Annotated in this window: 11 protein-coding genes; 5 read left to right on the top strand and 6 right to left on the bottom strand. The window is 64.7% G+C overall.

The window, feature by feature from the left end:
- Nucleotides 1-8 precede the first annotated feature (8 nt).
- Genes AC1RNP_RS08310 through AC1RNP_RS08300 form a run of 3 tightly spaced genes read right to left on the bottom strand, consistent with a single transcriptional unit; the run spans nt 9 to nt 2,684 of the window.
- On the bottom strand, nt 9-971 hold the full coding sequence (locus tag AC1RNP_RS08310; protein ID WP_493050780.1) for an alpha/beta hydrolase: 963 nt from the start codon (nt 969-971) through the stop codon (nt 9-11).
- An 11-nt stretch (nt 972-982) separates the two neighbouring features.
- Complete coding sequence (locus AC1RNP_RS08305; protein ID WP_493050779.1) at nt 983-1,627, bottom strand: 2-dehydro-3-deoxy-6-phosphogalactonate aldolase; 645 nt, start codon at nt 1,625-1,627, stop codon at nt 983-985.
- A gap of 31 nt (nt 1,628-1,658) precedes the next feature.
- The gene (locus AC1RNP_RS08300) at nt 1,659-2,684 is read right to left on the bottom strand and encodes a DUF4432 family protein (protein WP_493050778.1); all 1,026 of its coding nucleotides are present in this window, start codon (nt 2,682-2,684) and stop codon (nt 1,659-1,661) included.
- A 207-nt stretch (nt 2,685-2,891) separates the two neighbouring features.
- Between AC1RNP_RS08300 and AC1RNP_RS08295 the strand changes: the two genes are divergently transcribed.
- The 5 genes from AC1RNP_RS08295 (at nt 2,892) to AC1RNP_RS08275 (ending at nt 8,686) form a co-directional block, all read left to right on the top strand.
- Entirely contained in the window at nt 2,892-3,869 is a 978-nt protein-coding gene (locus AC1RNP_RS08295; RefSeq protein ID WP_493050777.1) for a glycoside hydrolase family 88 protein, read from the top strand.
- Nucleotides 3,866-5,068, top strand: coding sequence for a mandelate racemase/muconate lactonizing enzyme family protein (locus AC1RNP_RS08290; protein ID WP_493050776.1), 1,203 nt, complete (start codon nt 3,866-3,868; stop codon nt 5,066-5,068). Before AC1RNP_RS08295 ends, AC1RNP_RS08290 begins: the two co-directional genes overlap by 4 nt.
- 96 nt (nt 5,069-5,164) lie before the next feature.
- On the top strand, nt 5,165-6,310 hold the full coding sequence (locus tag AC1RNP_RS08285) for a family 16 glycosylhydrolase (RefSeq protein ID WP_493050775.1): 1,146 nt from the start codon (nt 5,165-5,167) through the stop codon (nt 6,308-6,310).
- A 98-nt stretch (nt 6,311-6,408) separates the two neighbouring features.
- Nucleotides 6,409-7,593: a family 16 glycosylhydrolase gene (locus AC1RNP_RS08280; protein WP_493050774.1), complete on the top strand. Its 1,185-nt coding sequence runs from the start codon at nt 6,409-6,411 to the stop codon at nt 7,591-7,593.
- Between the two features lie 235 nt (nt 7,594-7,828).
- Nucleotides 7,829-8,686: an ATP-grasp domain-containing protein gene (locus tag AC1RNP_RS08275; protein ID WP_493050773.1), complete on the top strand. Its 858-nt coding sequence runs from the start codon at nt 7,829-7,831 to the stop codon at nt 8,684-8,686.
- Here the strand turns inward: AC1RNP_RS08275 and AC1RNP_RS08270 are convergent.
- From AC1RNP_RS08270 to AC1RNP_RS08260, 3 genes are all read right to left on the bottom strand, one after another.
- Nucleotides 8,683-10,137 carry a sensor histidine kinase gene (locus AC1RNP_RS08270; protein ID WP_493050772.1) on the bottom strand — a complete coding sequence of 485 codons (1,455 nt, stop codon included), beginning with the start codon at nt 10,135-10,137 and terminating at the stop codon, nt 8,683-8,685. The genes AC1RNP_RS08275 and AC1RNP_RS08270 overlap by 4 nt on opposite strands.
- 239 nt (nt 10,138-10,376) lie before the next feature.
- Nucleotides 10,377-13,715: a DUF6923 family protein gene (locus tag AC1RNP_RS08265; RefSeq protein ID WP_493050771.1), complete on the bottom strand. Its 3,339-nt coding sequence runs from the start codon at nt 13,713-13,715 to the stop codon at nt 10,377-10,379.
- Nucleotides 13,716-13,801: 86 nt separating this feature from the next.
- Nucleotides 13,802-17,524, bottom strand: a complete 3,723-nt coding sequence (locus AC1RNP_RS08260; RefSeq protein WP_493050770.1) for a hypothetical protein — start codon at nt 17,522-17,524, stop codon at nt 13,802-13,804.
- Nucleotides 17,525-17,529: the final 5 nt, after the last annotated feature.

The raw sequence follows: 17,529 nt of genomic DNA, 5'->3' as shown, positions 1-17,529 counted from the left end.
GCCGTTCTTCACGCCAATCCATGACGCACCTGCCAGCGTCGCGCCAGTCCCGGCCAGTCGGCGATCGGCAGCGATGGATCGGCGCGCAGTCCGACACCGTGATCACCTTCCTCGAACAGATGCAGATCGGCGGTGCCACCGGCCGCACGCACCGCCTGGTACATCCGCACGGATTGCTCGACGGAGACTTCGCGGTCCTGCGCCGCGTGGATCAGCAGCACCGGCGGCATGTTTGCGGGCACGTTGCGTTCGAGCGAATAGGCCGTCAGCTGCGCCATCGTCGGCGCGCCGCCGAACAACGCTTCGCGGCTGCCCGCATGCGCATGCTCGACCATCGAGATCACCGGATAGAGCAGCACCAGCCCATCGGGACGCGCCGGTAAGCCGTCCGCATCATCGCCGGCGGGATAGACGCGATCATCGAAGCGGATGCCAAGACTGCCCGCGAGATGCCCGCCAGCCGAAGCACCGAAAACCGTCACGCGCCTGGGATCGATCGTCCATCGGCCCTGTCCGCCCTGACGGATCAATCGCATCGCGCGCTGTGCATCCTGCAACGCGACGTCAGGCCCGGCGCCCCAGCGATCGACGGGCAGCCGATACTTGAGCACGAACCCCGCCACGCCGAGCGACGTCATCCAGCGCGCGTACTCCTCTCCCTCGTGATCGATGCCAACTCGCTGATAGCCGCCGCCTGGAATCAGCAGCACCGCCGCACCCGTGGGATCGCGCGGCGCGAAATACGACAGCGTCGGGCACGTCACCCGGTGCGCCACGCGCTTGCGCAAGCCGTTTTCGAGAATCCCGCCTCCAAGAATCTGATCGTCGACGAATTCGGTGATCGGCGGCGCCGGCAATCCGGGCATCGCATCGGGCCAGAGCGGCAGCACCCGTGTCGGCTCGATCGTGGAAGCTGCGAAGTCGCGATACACCGGTGCGGCGATCGATGCCACGGAAGGTTCGTGATGCATCGCGCCCCTCCTCAGCGTGATTTCTTCTTCGCTTCCGCGCCGCGCCAGGCTGCGACCGCGTGCTCGGCCGCGCGCGCGACCGTGGCGGCGTCATCGCCCGGACGATACAGGCTGCTTCCCAGCCCGAAGCCGGCGACGCCAGCATCGAGGAATGGCGCCAGATTGTTTTCATCGATGCCGCCCACGGCGAACACGAGCGTTTCTGCCGGCAACACCGCGCGCCATGCCGACACGGCTCCCGCGCCAAGCTCGCGCGCCGGAAACAATTTCAGCGCGGCCGCGCCGGCCGAAAGCGCCGCGAACGCCTCGCTCATCGTGGCGACGCCCGGCATCACCTCGACATCGCGCTCGCGTGCCGCCCACACCACTTCACTGTCGAAATTCGGCGCCAGCAGCAAACGGGCGCCTGCATCGATCGCGCGATCGGCGGCGTCGGCGGTCAACACCGTTCCGGCGCCGATCAATGCGCGGTCGCCGAAAGCGGCCGTCAGCGCCTTGATGCTTTCAAAAGGCGATGGCGAGTTCAACGGCACCTCGACGATCGCGAAGCCGCTGTCGACCAATGCGCCGCCGATGTCGACCACCTCGTCGGGACGCACGCCGCGCAGGATGGCGATCAGCGGGCACAGGCGCGCGGCGGCGGACAGCGTCATCATCGCCACGGCTCCATCCGAATGTTCGATCTGATCACGCCGCGCCCTCCTCGACCCGGTCTTCCTCGAATTCGATCACGCCATCCCAATCCACGCCGCGAACGCGTCCGCCCGGCGCGAACAGCGTCGCCTCGACCCGCGTCGCGACCGTCTCGTTCGGTGCGAGGCTGATCGCCGTACCGCGCTGCGCGGCTTCCGCGAGCGAGGGCAGATCACAGGCGGGTTCCAGCGCGATCATCCTGCGCGCGCCATACCACGGATAGTCGCCTTCTCCACCCAGCATCCGCCACAGTCCCAGCACCGGGAAACGCTGCTCGTCCCAGCGCAGCGCGACGCCGGCGCCACGACGCGCATTGGAGACGGCGAACCAGCCCTCGCTCACATGATCGAAGCGCGTGAAGTCATGCAGCTTCGTCGCGTCGTCGGGCACGACCAACAGATCGGCCGCGGCTTCGATACCCACGGGAAGGTCGATGCGCGTACCGGCTTCGATGAGCGGCGCGCCGAAGGTCGGGTGATGTCCCCACAGAACCTCGATCCGATGCCCCGCCTCGTTGGTGATGCGCTCATCGAGCCGCAGTGTTCCGCTGCCCTGCGCCAGCGACACGCGGCGCTCGACCGCCAGCGGCATGCGCCGCAGCCGGGTGTGCAGCGTGATCGAGATCCGCTCCGGCCGGTCCTCGTCGCACGTGACCTCCCAGGTGAGGAAAGTCGCTTCGCCATGCTGGCCATAGTCGGCGCCGCGATGCTGGCAAGGTGCGGGACCGTTCGGCAGCATCAGATACCAGCCACCGGGGAACTGATCGCGGAAAGCGCCAACGGCCAGCGGCGAGGAAGCGCCATCGAGCGCATGCGGCAGCCCCGCCGGCGCCTGATGCAGCATCTCGGTGTCGGTCGGCTTGTGCAGCAACTCCAGGATGTCGCCGCCCTTGTCGGCGCACAGCACGGCCCGGAGCGTCTCGTTCTCCAGCGACAGGCAGCGACGGCCACGCCATACGAAATCACGCAGGCGGCAGGCTGTATTGCGGTGCTGGCCGAAGCGCGGGCTGTCTTCTCTCATCGGCGACCTCTAATGTGGCTGTATAAGTAACATTAAATTCATATAATGGCAAAGACTGCCATACTTCAATTGATATGTTGCTAATTTAGTGATATTGTCCGCCCCCTCATGGGAGTGGGGAGGGTGAAGGTGGCGTCAGCGACCGGATCTTGGCGGCCGGCCGGCTCAGAGGCTGGCCCGCTCCTGCCCATTGCGCCCGAACGGCAGTTGCTCGCCCGCGTCGCCGCGACGACGGCCCGCTGGAATTTCCGGCTGTGGGGTTTCGGCGAGGCGATCGCATTGCGTGGCCTGATCGCCGCGGGCGACGTGCTCGACGATCCCGCTTATCACGGATACGTACTCGGCCTGATGCGCGGCTGGCTCGGGCGTGGTGCCGCGCGCACGAACGAAGATCATGTCGCGCCCGGCCACGAGCTGCTCGCGATCTGGGAGCGCGAGCGCGATCCGGCGATGCTCGACGCCGCGCGCGCACTGGCCGCGCTCAATGCCGGCTTCACGCCTGACGCCACCACCGGCGCGCGTTGCCATCGACCGGACACGCCCGGCTGGCGTCACCAGATCTGGGTCGACTGCATGGACATCGACGGCCCGTTTCTCGCGCGATTGGCGATCGCGACCGGCGAGGACCATTACTTCGACCAGGCGGCCGACGAACTGCTCGGCTACGCGCGCGCGTTGCAGGACGACACCGGCGGCCTGTTTCGCCATGGCCACGAACACTACGCGGGCCGCAACGGCGCCTACTGGGCGCGCGGCAACGGCTGGGCACTGATGGGTCTGGTCGAAACACTCGAAGTGCTGCCGCGAACGCACCCTGCGTATGCCGAACTGCGCGACCGTCTCGCCTCGCTGGTCGCCGAGCTGACCGCGCGCCAGGATTCCTCCGGACTGTTCCACACCATCCTCACCGATCAACGCAGTTATCTGGAAACCACGCTCGCCGCGATGATCGCGGCGACGCTGCCCGTCGCGATCGCGGGCGAACTGGTTGACCCCGCCTACGCCACGGTCGCTTCGCGCGCGCGCGCCGCCGTCCTGCGCCATGTCGACGAGAACGGCGCGCTCGGATTGGTGAGCGATGCAACGCCGGTCGGCGAACCTCATGTCTATGCGACCCGGCCCTTCGGCATTTTTCCCTGGGGCCAAGGGCCGCTTCTGCTCATGCTCGCGAGGAGCGCGAAGTGAAGATCGTCCGCGTCGAAGCCGTTCCGATCCAGGCTCAGCCCATCGACACGAAACCTTATTGGGGCAGCCGCGCCTGGGGCAGCGAACGGCACGGCCCCGGCGAACTCTCGACCGAATACCCGCCGCCCTTGCGTCGCCGCTTCGTCTATTCGCGCACGATCGACACCGTGGTCGTGCGCATCGAAACCGATACCGGACACATCGGCTGGGGCGAGGCGAAAGCACCGGTCGCGCCGCAGGTCACCGCGAAGATCATCGAGCTGCTGCTCACGGACATCGTCCTCGGCGCCGATCCGCGCGAGACCACGGTGCTGTGGGAACGGATGTACGCCGGCATGCGCGTGCGCGGACATCGCGCGGGCTTCTGGCTCGAAGCGATCAGCGGCGTCGACATCGCGTTGTGGGATCTCGCCGGACAGGCCGCCGGTGCACCGATCTCGACACTGCTTGGCGGACGCATGCGCGATGCGGTGCGCGTCTACGCCTCGGGGCTGCCGGCGCTGCCGCTGGATGCGCCGGATGAAGCGCTGGCCGAACTCGTCGACGAAGCGCGCGCACTGCGCGAGGCTGGCTACCCCGGCGTCAAGATCGCGATCGGCCGCGGCGTGCGCGGCGATCTGCGCACGATCCGCGCGATACGCGATGCGATGGGTGAGGATTTCGCCATCTACGCCGATGCCGCGGGCGTCTACGCGCGCGCCGACGCGATGCGGCTGGGCCACGAGCTCGAAGCCATCGGCGTCGGCTTCTTCGAGATGCCGATCCCGCCCGAGGATGTGGAAGGCTATGCCGAACTCGCGCGGGCGCTGTCGATCCCGATCGCGCTCGACTCGATCATGTCGCGGCATGAGGTGGTCGAACTGATCCGCGCTGGTGCGATCGACATCGTCCAGCCCGACGTCTGCCGCGCCGGCGGCATCACCGAATGCCGCCGCATCGCCGAACTCGCCGACGACTTCGGACTCGCCTTCCAGCCGCATGTCAGCATCGGCTCGGCGATCCACGTCGCCGCCAGCGCGCATCTCGCGGTCGCGATGCCGAACAGCCTAGTCTGCGAATACTGGATCGGCCGCAATCCCATTGGCAATGCGGTGATCGAGAAACCGATCACGCTCGACCACGGATATCTCGCCGCGCCGCAGGCGCCCGGCCTTGGAATCGCCATCCGAGAAAAGGAATTGCTCAAGCATCGCGCATGACGCGCGCAGGCGGGTTGGTCGGCCCCCGCCAACTTTCCCGTGCCGGCACAGGAGAAACGCATGTGTAGCTTTCCCGCTCATGGCATTCGGTTCGCATTGCTCTCCGTACTCGTTCTGGCACCCACGCTTCACCAGGCCGCGCATGCAGCGCCACCTTCTCCGCTTTACGGCCTCGCATGGGAAGACACCTTCAGCGGCGCATCGGTCGACGAGACGCGCTGGTATTTCCGCAGGGACGCAAAGCTGAAAAGCTATCAGAAGAAAGAAAACGCCGTGATCGTCAACGACCAGCTCAATATTTTTCTGAAAAACGAAACGAATGTCGTCGACGGCGTCACCTACAACTACACAGGCGGCGGCGTCATCAGCAAGCAGCGATTCGGTTACGGTTATTTCGAGGTGCAAGCGCGCACCACGTCCAACCCCGGTTGGCACAGCGCGTTCTGGATGATGGCCGGTGACGGCCATGACACCTATGCGGCGGGTCGCTGGCTCGAGATCGATCAGTTCGAAATCGAGACGGGGGCGCCCAAGGTCATCCAGAGCGGCCTGAACATCTGGGATGGCATAGAAGATGGCGCCAGCCTTGGGGCTCCACGCTGCCCCAATAAAATTCTCACCACATCGTCGGCCGATGATCTGCATACCTATGGCGCGGATTGGCGCGAGGGCGCGATCGATTACTACTTCGACGGCGTCAAATACTGCACCGTCGCGTATCCGACAAATACCTATCGCCAGGATCCGGTCAATATCTGGCTGACCAGCATCGCCAACGCTGCTCAGGTGATCACAGGCGGCACGCCTCAGATCTTTGACAGCGTCCGCTTCTACAAGCGCGACCAGTACATCATGAACGACCGACCCTACGGTTACAGCGAAAGCGGCGGTGGCTGGGCCGACAGCACGCTCACCGGTTTCGGCAAGCTGCCGCAACGCTATTCCTGCACCCCCGGCGATACCGCCACTTTCGCGCCCGGCTTCAACCAATCCGGCAACTACCAGGTCTACATCTACAAGGTCGTGCACCCGAACGCAGATACGCAGGCGGAAATCACGGTACACGGCGCGACCAGCACCAGCACGACCTCCGTGAACTTCACCACTGGCAGTTCCGGCTGGGTCGATCTCGGCCAGTTCTACTTCAACTTTGGGGACTCCGGGACTGCGCAGTACGTCAAGAACACTGTCCGTTCCGGCTGCCAGCGCTCGGGCGTTGTCAAGTTCGTCCGCACCCCCTGATTTCCCTCACAAGGAATCTTCCAAGCATCGCGCGTGACGCGCGAAGGCGGGCTGGTCGGCCCCCGCCATCTTTTCATGCGCCGACACAGGAGAAACGCATGTCTAGCTTTCACGCTCGTGGCATTCGGCTCACACTGCTCTCCGTACTCGTTCTGGCACCCGCACTCGATCAAGCTGCATACGCGGCGCCACCCTCGCCGCTCTACGGCATCGCGTGGGAAGACACCTTCACCGGCACTGCCGTCAACACATCGCTCTGGAACTTTCGCACCGATGCCAAGCGCCTAAGCGTGCAGGAGCCGGACAACGCGGTGATCGTCAACAACCAGCTCAACCTGCTGATGGAAGCCGAGACCAACGTCGTCAACGGCGTCACCTACAACTACACCGGCGGTGGTGTCGTCAGCAAACAGAAGTTCGGCTACGGCTACTTCGAAGTGCAGGCACGCACCACATCCAATCGCGGCTGGCACAACTCGTTCTGGATGATGGCCGGCGACGGCAGTAATACCTTCGCACCGGGTCGCTGGCTCGAAATCGACCAGTCGGAAATCGACTCGCAGAGTCCGCGCTCCGTACCGAGCGGTCTGCAGATCTGGGATGGCCAGGCGGGATCCGGGAACAACACGCCCAGCCGTTGTACGACCTACACCGTCCCCAATGGCGGATCCACGGCAGATGGCCTGCACACCTACGGCGCGGACTGGCGCGAGGGCGCGATCGACTTCTATTTCGACGGCGTCAAGTACTGCACCCGGAGCTATCCGACGGATACCTACCGCCAGGACCCGATCAACATCTGGCTGACCGCGCTTGCCTACATCGCACCGGTGGACACGGGCGGGACCGTTCAGATCTACGACAACGTCCGCTTCTACAAACGCGATCAATATGTGATGAACGGCCGCTACGGTTATAGCGAGAGCGGTGCGGGCTGGGCAGACAGCACCATCGCCGGCTTCGGGCTGATGCCACAGCGCTACTCGTGCACCGCCGGCGATGCCGCCGTCTTCGCGCCCGGCTTCAATCAGTCCGGCAACTATCAGGTCTACATCTACAAAGTGGTCCATCCCAACGCGGACACGCAGGCGGAGATCACGGTTCGCACCGCATCGGGCACCCAGACCTCCTCGCTGAATTTCAGGACAGGCAGCTCCGGCTGGGTCGATCTCGGTCAGTACTACTTCAACAAGGCAAGCTCCGCCGCCGGACAGTCGGTCACGAATGCCATCCACACCGGTTGCCAGCGCGCGGGGGCCGTCAAGTTCGTCCGTGTGCCCTGACGTCTGCATACGGGAAGGCGCGCGGCATCGGCTTGCGCGCCTTCCCTTTCGTTTTACAGCCATCCAGACGAGGACACGCATAGCCCACTATGAATCTCGCCATGCATGCTTGTGATCGTAGCCACCATCGATGTGCCACGACATCCAGCGCCACTGTATGCTCGACAGCCCCTCGCCTGATCGATCACCTGCTGTTCGACGTCGGCGCGGGCTTTTCGCAACGCATGGACACCGAATGGATATCGCAATCGCCACCAGCGCCGAACACCGTGATCTCGTCGAGGACGATCGCGGCCTGTTGACCGCCTTCGCCGCCAGGGGACTCGACGCGCGCCCCGTAGTCTGGAACGACCCGGCAGCGTCATGGCGTTCCGCGCGCGCGGTCGTTATCCGCTCGACCTGGGATAGTCACCTGCACGCAGCTGCCTTCCGCGCCTGGGCCGAAACAGTCGACGCGACCTCCGTGCTGCACAACCCCGCGCGGCTGGTGGTATGGAATCTGCACAAAGGTTATCTGCGCGACCTGGCGGACCAGGGCATCGCGATCACGCCAACCCAATGGTTCGATCGCGGCAGCGCACCGAATCTGGAGCGCGTCCTGCGCGAAACCGCGTGGTCGCGACTGGTCGTCAAGCCCGCCATTTCAGCGGGGGCGACCGGCACGCACATCGTCGATCACGACAATGCCGCTGCGTTGCAACCGGTCGTGGATGCCTTGTCGTCGGAGCACGACCTGATGCTGCAGCCGTACCTCAGCACGTTCGAAGTGGAAGGCGAGCGCTCCTACATCTACATCGATGGCCGGCTCAGCCATGCGGTGCGGCGGCCGCCGACGCTGGCTTCCGCGCGTCGCGGCTTCGAGGAGCCGCAGGCGATTGAAATACCCGATCCGCAAGAAGTCGTGATCGCCGGCACCGTGGCCGCCGCATTGCCCGAAGGCTGGCTCTATGCGCGTGTCGACGTCGCCACCGATGACGACGGGCAGGTGCGGGTGCAGGAAGTCGAACTCATCGAACCGTCGCTGTTCCTCGGACTGGCGTCGGGCGCGACCGAGCGCCTGGCGGATGCGGTCGTCGCGCGGCTTCGGCGCTAATCCCGCTCGGCGGCAATGGATCCGGGTTGCCAGGCGGCAATTCTGTGCTCGTCCATATCAGGCAAGGCCATGTCTCCCGGCAGGCGGATCCTGAAAGTGGTTCCGCCGCCGACCTCGCTCTCCACATCGATGTGACCCGACGCATTGACGAGGAGATCACGCACCACCGCCAATCCCAGCCCGGTGCCCTCCCCGTTCGGCTTGGTGGTGAAGAACGGCTCGAAGATGCGCGCGCGCACTTCTTCGTTCATGCCATGGCCGGTATCGCTGAGCTCGAGGACGATGGAAGAAGCATCGTCCCGCAGCTGCTTCAACACGATCGAGAACCGTCCACCTTCGGGCATGGCGTGGTCGGCATTGGCCGCGATGTTGAGGATCACCAGTTCGAAATGCGTGCGGTCGAAGTGGATCGGAACCGGTTGTTCGGGAAGCGCGAAAGCGATCTCGACCGCCGGATCGAACAGTTGACGCAAAGGCAGCTGCATTTCGCGCAGCGCTAGGCGGACATCGAACGTTTCAGGCCGCGCCAGATCCCGGCGGCTGAAGTTGAGCAGCTTCTGACTGATCGCCATCGCGCGCCGTGCAGCCGAATCCACGCCGCCGAGCATCTTTTGCAACTCTTCGTCGTCCGGAGCACGTCCGGCGAGATTCGAATAGCCCAGAATCAGGCCCAGCAGATGATTGAAATCATGTGCCACGCCGCTGGCCAGGCGGCCGATGGTCTCGACTTTCTGCGCATGGATCAGCTGTACCTGCACGCGTTCGCGCTCGGCGATCTCGGCCTGCAACAACCGGTTGGCATGCGCGAGTTCGTCGCCGCGACGCATGGCGACGCCTAGGCTTTCGCGCAGCGCCGCGATGCTGCGGTCGACCACGATCGCGACAAACAGGAAGATGGCCGCGCTGATCGCCGCGTCCACGCTCAGGTTCACGGCCGACACGGCCGCTTCCACCTTGGCCTGCACATCGCGCCAGACGCCGATCGCGAACGCCAGCACGGTCCATCCGTACATCAGCCACAGCGCACTGCGATTGACCATCAGCCCGGCGATGACCAGCCACATCACCTGCACGGGATGTTCGAACCGGTTCGCGTCGAACCCGTTGCCCACATACGACAGCATCATCGCCACCGCCACGACCACCATCAGCTGGCGCACGGCCCACTGCAGGCGGCCACGGCGGATCAGGACGAAGCTGAAAATCGCCAGCGCGCTCAGCGCCAGGCTCAAACTCAGGCTCAACGTCTCACCGCGACGCCACGGGATGCCGCTCATCAACCGGTAGGCCCACGCCAGCGGCGGCAGCACACCAAGCAGCAGCAACACGATCTGCAGCATCGGGGCGTTGCGACGGTCGACGGGATCTTCGATCGGCACGCGCGCCAGCCAAGCGGAGATCGCCCGCCATGGATTCGCGCGCCATAGAGGGGCGGAAGAGCGACTGCTCATGGGATTTGTTCCGTACCGCGCCGAACTTCCACTGCGCGGACTTTCGCTGCGCGATTGAGTGAGGGGAATATAAACCCCTGGTCGCAGAGTTGACACCGCGAGACATGTGATCGCGTTCCTAGAAAGCGAACATCATCGGCCGCCATGCGGCCCGCCTTCGACAGAACGACTGCCGGCACTGACCTTCCGTCAGTGCCGGCGCGATGGAACGCGACGGATGCCGCGTGCGACCTCGGGAATCACGGCTCGCCGCTGGCGGTCACCGTGCAGGTCAAGGTGAACTGCATCGAGCCCCCCACCGGGAAGGTGGGAATCGTGATGCCCGCCCCTTGCAGATCGGGCACGGTCGGCGAAGCCGGACAGACGGCACCGCCGGTCGCGGCGCCGCACGCAAGTGTTCCGGCGCTGCAGTCGACACCCGTGATCGCCGGATCGGTCAGCACCGCGCCGTCGCCGGGTCCCGGGCCGTCGTTGTTCACCGTGATCGTGTAGGTCACGTCGTCGCCGCTGCGCAACGTGGTCGGATTGGCGGCCTTGTCGATGCGCAGGTTCACCGTCGGCATGTTGGTGAACGTGCATATGAAGCTCTCGCCGCTCGCGTCGATCAAGCTGCCTGGAATCGTGTACGCATTGCCGGAACGGCTTCCCACCGGCGTACCGCTGGAAGTACAGGTCACATCGTCGAGCAGCCAGCCGGTGGGCAGCGAGTTTTCGGTGATGACCACGTCGGTACCGAAGGTGCTGACCGTGAAGGGTTCCGCCGTGCCGGCCGAGGAAGCATCGCCATCCACCTGGGTGGGCGTATCGGCCGCGGTGGTGGTGATCGTGCCACTGGCCTGCGTGGTGTTGGTCAGCCCAAAGCTGAACTGTCCGCCCGCGACGATGCGCGTGACCTTGTTCAAGCTCACCGAAGCCGGGTCGCAAACCGATTGCGGCAGCAGGACCTGCGCCAGGAAGGCCTGTGCGGACGCCGCGGACTTGATGTGCACGACGATCTCGTTGAGACCGCTCTGCCATGGGCCGGTCAACGTGCCCGCAGCCTGATTGCCAGCCTGGTAACCGAGATAGAAATAGGGGTCGCTGGCGCCGTAATTGGAATGGATGTTCTGCGCCACGCCGTTGACCCAGACTTCGTACACCGCGTTGTCACTGTAGAAATCCAGCCTGGGATCGAAAGTCACCGGATTCGTGCCGGGCAGTAGATTGACCTGGTAGCGATAGAAGACGTCGTAGTTCACCCCCGTGGGATGAATCGCATCGGCGGCGTGGGAGATCCAGTTGGCGTTGCCGTAAGGCGAGGTCACGTAGACCGGCGGTGGATTCGTCACCACCACCGCGGTGTTGTAGGTCAACCCGGCCGGCGGTGCGCCGGTGACGGGCGTCGTGGTCAGCGCAACCTGCCAATAGGTATCGGGGCCGGATGGCAAGCGGCCGCCAGCGCCGTCGTAAGCGGTATTGAACAGGCTGGCATCGCTGGTGCAGCTGATGTTGGCGATGTTGGAGGCCGGCGGCGGGAATTGGGTATCCGTGTCGCTTGCGGAATTGTTGGCGGAATTGGAATCGGCCGTACCGGCCGGCGCGGTCACCGTGGCGGTGTTGGTCAGGCTGCCGGAGAAGGTGGACGGCACGAACAGCGTCAATGTGTAGGTCACCGACGCGTTGGCGGGCAGGTTGGCGGTGGTGTTGATCGCACCGCTGCCGCTGGCGGCGCCGCAGGTACCGCCGCCGGTGGCGCTGCCACAGGTCCAGTTGGCCGAACTGATGCCGGTCGGCAGCGGATCGACCACCTGCGCGCCCTGCACGCCGAACGGCCCGTTGTTCCTGACAACAATGGTGTAGGTGACGTTGGTCCCCGCCGTGTACGTCGTGCTGTTGTCCGTTTTGGTGATGGCAAGGTCGGCCGGGAAGTTCAGCGGGCTGGTTGGGCACTTGGTTCCGTCGCCCGCCCCCGCCGGCGCATCGGAGATCAGCGTGCCCCGGCCGGTTGTCGTATCGAACCTGTAGAAACCGCCGCTGTTGAGACGGCCAAAGATGCCGTTGCTGGCGCTGATCATCGACCCGAAGCCATCGGCGCCATTCGCGACCAACGACGGCCCGACCGTGGTGACGGCGCCCGTGGCGGGATTGATGCGGTTGATGTTGTTGGTGAGCTGGTCGTGCGCGTAAAGCTGCCCGTTGTACCAGGCGAGGTCGGCCGACGCGATGGCGCGGCTGAGCGTGATCAGCGTGGCGGTCCTGGTGGTGAGATCGACCCGCCACAACTGGTTAACGGAACCGTTGTCCTTGATGTAATAGAAACCGTCCGCGCCCACTTCGCCCGAAGCGATGCCTGTTCCGCTGGCATTGATCCCGCCACCGGCGATGGCGCCCGCATCCTGCACCACGCCATTGGCGGCAATGCGCAGCATGCGGTAAGTGCTGGTGTCGGTATCCCATCGCGTCGCGTAAATATAGTTGCTCGCGGGGTCGTAGCCCATGGCGTTGTAGCCAGGGGAATAGGGCGTGCCTATCGCGGGATAGGTAAACGGATTGGTGCTGGTGTCGATCCTGTGAAGTTGCGTCGGCGCCCCCACTCCCAGATACATGTCGGAAGTACAGGAGCCAAAGCTCGGAGGCGTAGCGTTGACGAACGAACACTCGAATCGCTCTCCCACCGCCACCGCGGCGGCCGGAATCGTGATCTGTCGGCCGCTCAAGGTTCCCACAGGCGTGCCGGCGGAGTTCGTGCAACTGGCGGTGCTGAAGTTCCACAAGACGGGCAGAGACGATTCGTTGATGGTGATCGCCACACCGAGGGCCGAAGCGGTGAAATCGGTGATCGCGGCGTTCGGGTCCCCATCCACCACGGCCGGCGTGCCGGCGGCAGCGGTCGTGACACTGGCCGTGGTGCGGGTCGTGTTGGCCAGGGTGAAGCCGAACGGGCCACCCGATCCATTCTGCGTGGTCTTGGTCAGCGTCACCGTCGGCATCGTGGCCAGCAGGACGTCGTCCACACCGAAATCATTGCCGGTAGCAGTGGTATTGGCATTGTTGATGCGCAGGTTCACCGACGTGGTCGTGGCGCTCGTGGTGAAGATCACCATGCGCCGTATCCAGGCATTGTTGGTCTCGGGATAAACAGGATTGACGGTGCTGACGACGCTGATCGTGCCCGCGTTCGGCGTGATCGCCTGGGTCAGCACGGGATCGCTGACCTGGTTGGCCACCATCGTCCAGTACGAGAACACGTAGGTCTTGTTCGGTTCGACCGTGATAGCGGAAACCGTGCGCCAGACTGCCTGTCCCGCGGCGTAGGTGCAGGTTCCGCCGCCCGCGGTGTTATGAAACAGGTAATGCGTCGACGCGGCGCCGTCGGAAGCGGAATCGCCACCGGTATTGACGATACTGCCGTTGAGGCAGGTGTTGACCCAATTACCGTCGGCGGTGCTCTGCGCGGTCGGCAACGTGGCATTGGCCGAACCGAAGGTCTCGCGGAAGACGATCTGCGCCCGTGCGTCGCTGCTCCACAGCGCCGTCACCGCGACGATGGCGCACAAGGCGGCGACCGCGAGCCAGCGCACTGCCCCACGCAGCGGCATCGCCTGCGCTGACGTCGATGGAGAGCGGGAAAGAACACCCACGCCAGGACAGGCATGGGCCATGCGAGCACAGTTGACAGCCATATTCAGTAGCTCCCCACAAAGTTGAGAAACCAGCCTTTGTGGTCATAGTCGAAATCAGTCAGGTCGTCGCTGAAGTCGGTGAAGTTGTAGCCGGCACCGATGCGCAGATTGCGCCCCAGATCGCGGTCGACGCCAAGGAGCCATCCTTGGCGCACGCCGCCGTCCTTGACATCCAACCGGCGATATTCGGCCAACGCATGCCATTTCTGGCGCAGCTCATAGCGAATCTGTCCGGCCACGAACGTGGTGGCCGAATCGAACCAGGGACCGGTGCCACGGCCGAAGCGGACTTCACCCTCGCGTCGCGCCAGCTTTCCGGCGAACTCCCAGTGATGGTCCAGCTTGTACACGCCTTCCAGCGACAGGATCTGCGACTTCTGGTCGTAGGTGGCGCCGTTGACCTGCGCCAGCGTGGCCAGGTCGTACAGATAGGTGTAGCGGCCGAACACGCCCCAGCGCGTGCTGTTCCACGGCCGCCAGGCGAAGCCGAAGTTGCCTTCGATGAATTTCGCGCCGGCGTTCGGATCGATCTCGTCGTCGGTGTCGGAATAATTGAAGCGTGCCGCGATGCGCCAGCTCTCGTTGATCTTGTGCAGCAGGCGATTGGTGCTCACCCACTGCCGCCGACGCTCGGCACCTTCGTCACGGCGCCATTCCAGCTTGCTCTGCCAGTCGGTGTCGGGCGAGGTACGGCCGCCGCTGATGCTGATCGCGCGGCGGTCGACTTCGCCGCCGTCACTGTTGGTCAGCTCGCCGTCCGACAGCGTGAAGCCCAGGTTCCAGCCCTGCGCCGGATAGAAATCCATGCCGAAAGTGTGCGCCAGCCCCGACTCCTGCCGGCTCTTCAGGAACTGGCTTTCGTTGAACAGATTGACCTGCTGCGATAGCCGCCAGCGCTGGCCGAGCGTCCATCCGTTCTGGCGGGCCGGATTGAACAGTGAATCGTATTGGGTGCTGTCGGTCGAATAGGTGTAGTTGCCGTACACCGAGTGCTCGGGATTGAGCCGGTATTCGGCATTCACCTGCGCGGCATCGCCGCGATCGCCATGGGTGACCTCGGCGCCGACCGTGGACAGATCGCCGAACAGGTATTTGCCGCCGACGGTGTAGGCGTCGTTGTCGGCGTAGGTCCCTTCCTCGCCGATGGTAAATTGCGCCGTGCCGTACAAGTCCAACGCCGTGCCGACCTTGTGCGCGTAGCGCAACGCCGCGAGCGTGCCGGACGCATCGCCCGTCAGTCGCTTTTCCTCGATCCTGCGCAGTTCCGCGGTGAAGGTGTCGAAGTCGCTGGCACGCCATTCGCCTGTGATCTGTGCCTGGTCGAGCGATTCACCACCACGATCGGCTTCGCTGTAGCGCGCGTACAGTCCGAAGCTGGGCGTGAACTGGCCGAGCAGTTCGACGCCCTGCTCTTCCACTTCCAGGCCCTGATCGAAGCGGCTGACCGAATAACCGGCACCGACGCGGCGCCACCAGGCGCCGGCACTGATGTCGCGCGCGGTCCAGCCCAGCTCACGGAAATTGACGCGCGCTTCGATCGCTTTCGCCTCGCCTTCGCGCGGGCCGACCGGATTGAGCTGAGTGAAGGTGAAACCGCCGTTGTCGGAGAAGAATACCGGGGCGCTGAACGATTCGGTCTGGCTGTATTCGGCCTTCAAGTACGTGCCGCGACCGGCGCGCAGGGTGAGATCGCCCGCGGCCAGCGTGTAATCCTCGCCGGCGCGATTCTCGTCGACGTAGGTGGCACCGACGCCGACGTGGTCGCCGAACCAGTGCTTGCCGCGAAAACCGGCGGTGATCTCGTCGGCATCGAAACCGGACGGCACCCATTCGTAGTCCGCGATCAGGCGCTGCTCGTAGCCGTCGAGCGGCGTGTCGCGCGTGATGGTGCGCAGGTTCTCACGCGTGATGATCGCCAGCGGCCGCGTCAGCAGGACGCGGCCCTGCAGTTCGTCGATCTCGTAATCGGCGCCGCGTTGCAGCGTCACCCGGTTCTCGACGCGCCCGGTGGTGATGTCGCGGATTTCGAGCACCACCACATCCGAGCCCGGCAGCAGATCGGCATGCTTCAGGTAGTACAGACTGCCGCCGGTACCGATGAACTCGCTGTGGCCGGGCGCGGTCTGCGCCTCGGAACCGAAGACGCGCAACTCGGTGCCCGGATCACCCCAGGCGTTACTGCCGCGCGAGCGCCAGTTGAGCGCCGCGCCGTACAGCGAACGCACGTACTGGCCGTATTCGGTGCCGCTGATGCCGGTGTTGTAATTGCCCCATAGCGCCTGGTTCTTGTCCCAGTCGGCGCGCAGGTAGAAGCGACCCATCGTGTCGACATCGCGATAGGTGGTGGAGTCGTCGCCGTACACCGGGTAATACAGATCCGGATCGAGGCGACGGAAAATGTCCTGTGGATCGGCCTGGCCGAATCCGTCGAACAGATGTTCCAGATCGCGCTCGGTGGTATCGGCCTGCGCGGTGATCAGGTACTTGCCCTTGAGCTTGGCCTTGCCGTAGAAGGCGAGGCGGCCATCGCTGATCACGTCGTCGGCGTAGCGGCTGTCGACCGTGAACGGATCGACCGAGCCACTGATCTTGTTCTGCCACACCGTCACATCGGCCAGGCCGACGCCGAAGAGATAACGGCCGGTGACGTCGACGCTCAGCGTATGACGAATGCCCTGCGGATCGCCGGCCGGCTTGCCGCCGAGACCATCACTGCCGCTGCGCAGCTCGACCGCGAAATCATGCTTCCCCACCGGCATCAGGTATTCGGCGACGAACTTGCGCTCCAGATCGACCGGATATCTGTCGCCGTTGATCAGCAGCGTGTAGCCCGGTGGCAGGTTGCGGCCCTGGATGCGGATGCGCGAGCCGTAGATCGGGATGTTCTGCTGGCGCAGGCCGTTGCCGGAGAAGGCCTCGTCGATCAGTTCCTGGCTCTGCGCCTGATCGATGGTCAGCGATGTGCCGAGCGACTTTTCGATGCTCTCGCGCACTTGTCGCCCGCCGCGTTCGGCTTCTTCCGGCGTTACCAGCTGCAATGTGCGTGGCTGGGTTTCGTCGAAATGTCCTTCCTTGTCGTAGGCGCGCAATACGTAAATCAGCTCGTCGCCGGCGCGGAAGCGGTGCTGGGCCGGCAGCGCACCATCCCAATCCGCGTTGGACACGGCGGCGACGTCCAGCGGCACCGTGGCCAGCGGTTCGACCAGATCGGTGTCGACCGCGCGGTACACCTTCAGCTCGTAGCGCTCGATGAAGGACGAGTAGTTGCTGCGCACGTAGAACTGCACCGGCTTGGTGATGGTACGACCATCGAACGCGACGAAGCCCGGCGCCGAGATCGACAGCTCCGGCTCGCTCAGCGCGGGATCCTCGGTGGCCCAGATCACGCCGCCGTTGTCCAGCTGCAGATTGAAGCTGCCGGCAACGGTGGCGCGGCCCGACGACGGCATGCCGATGTCGACGCGGCGATCCGGCTGCAGCACCGTCGACGAGGCGTCTTCTCCGGCCTTGGATACCGGATCGCGCTCACCGAAACTGCGCAACTTGAAGATCAGGCCTTCTTCCGAGCTGCATTCGTTGCCGGCGCAGTCGGGTGCGTCTTGCGCCGCACCGGGCGTTGCCTCGGGTTTTGGCGTTGCCGGCGCTTCCTGCGCCACAGCGAGCGGCGGCATGCCCGCGAGCAGGCCGATCAGGGTGTAGTCGAGAAGCTTCATCTTGATCTTCATGGCCT

It is taken from the genome of Luteimonas sp. GW821-FHT14E02 (assembly GCF_058803905.1).
This window is presented reverse-complemented; position numbering and strand designations above follow the sequence as displayed.